This window comes from Streptomyces sp. NPDC031274, assembly GCF_055570235.1.
This window is the reverse complement of record NZ_JBVIHP010000269.1, coordinates 1-1,323: the sequence shown is the minus strand read 5'-3', so window position 1 is coordinate 1,323 and position 1,323 is coordinate 1. Positions and strand designations below refer to the sequence as shown.

Annotated in this window: 2 protein-coding genes; both read right to left on the bottom strand. The window is 67.4% G+C overall.

The features are described 5' to 3' along the window. Positions 1-339, bottom strand: a 339-nt coding sequence (locus ACZ5CR_RS45565) for a hypothetical protein (RefSeq protein ID WP_468869672.1), incomplete at its 3' end; no start/stop codon positions are given. A gap of 297 nt (positions 340-636) precedes the next feature. Further along, the gene (locus ACZ5CR_RS45560; RefSeq protein ID WP_468869675.1) at positions 637-1,071 is read right to left on the bottom strand and encodes a cold-shock protein; all 435 of its coding nucleotides are present in this window, start codon (positions 1,069-1,071) and stop codon (positions 637-639) included. Positions 1,072-1,323 lie beyond the last annotated feature (252 nt).

Sequence of the window (1,323 nt, the reverse complement as noted above, 5' to 3'; positions counted from 1 at the left end):
GAAGAGGAGGACGGACGGAGGCGGCTCTCCGGGCCCACCGAGCGCCTCGGCGATCGCGCCGGCCAGGACGGAGCCCACCCGGTGACCCAGCACCGCGCGCACCCGGTGTCCGCTGCTGCGCACGGCGTCTGCCCAGGGCTCGACATAGGTGGCGAGACTGCCGCCTTCCAGGGGGGCCTCGGCCTGTTCCACCGCCCGCCATACGGCATGAGGGGTGTCCAGAAGGGGGACGAGTTCCCGGAAGCCCGTCGCGTTGTCGCCGGACGGGATGTCAACGGTGAGAATCAGCTCGCCAGTTGTTCCGGACCGTGACTCTTCCCAGACTGCAGGACCGCTCATGGTGGATTCCCATTCCTCGATGCCGTGGCGCGCTGCGGCTTCACGAGCCCACATAAGGACGAGGCAGGCAGACCGAGCGATGGCAACAAGAAGAAGATCCACCGTTACGGATTTCCGCTTCCGGGAAAGCAGCCGAGCCGACGCGTGAAAGAGCGAAGCCAAGCTCTCCCGTCGAGCTGTTGCTGCAGTCGGCGGCGCGTAGCGGGTGCTCCCTCACGGACCGGTCCACCTCGTCAGCCGTTCAGAGCTCCAGGCTAGAGCGGGGGGTGGCGACCGAGTACCCCTACCGATCCCTTATCAGGGGTTGATCCAGCCCCGTGTCCTGGCAAGTCCCACGACGGACTCGCGCACCTGCTTGATCTGATCCGCGGTCAGCGTGCCGACCGACTCGAGCAGGGCTTCCGTGAGTTCGGTGCGGAACTGCTCGGCGCTCGGCGCGGCACCGCGGTCGGGGGCCGGGGCGTCCTGCCGGTCGGCCGTCGAGCCGTCGGAGTCGGCCGGACGGGGAAGCCGGTTTGCCGACGGCTGGTGGACGAGACGTATCTGCGAGGCCTTGGGGCCCTTGTCCCCCATCTCCAAGAAGAACTCGACCGCGCTGCCTTCCTGGTAGAGGTACTTCTCATCGATCAGGTCGTTCGCGTGCATGAAGACGTCTTCACCCGCCTCCGCGGGTGCGATGAACCCATAACCACGGACCTCGTCAAAACGTAGGACCTTGCCTGTCGTCAACAGAGCACACACCTCCAGCATCACAGCCGATATGGCCGAGGGCTCCGGCGGAGCACACCTCGATGGGAATTTACATCCCTTCGGCGAATGCGCGAGGGCCCCCTCCGGAGCGCCGTGACCGCCAGTGTGGGAGCGCCCGCCGGCGCCGGGCCACCGCTGACGAAGCGGAACCCGGCGTGGGTGCCCCGGGCCCGCCGCCCGCCCGGTGCGGCCTGCCTGTGTCGAACATGCAGTGATCTCTTGGTGAAGTCGTGA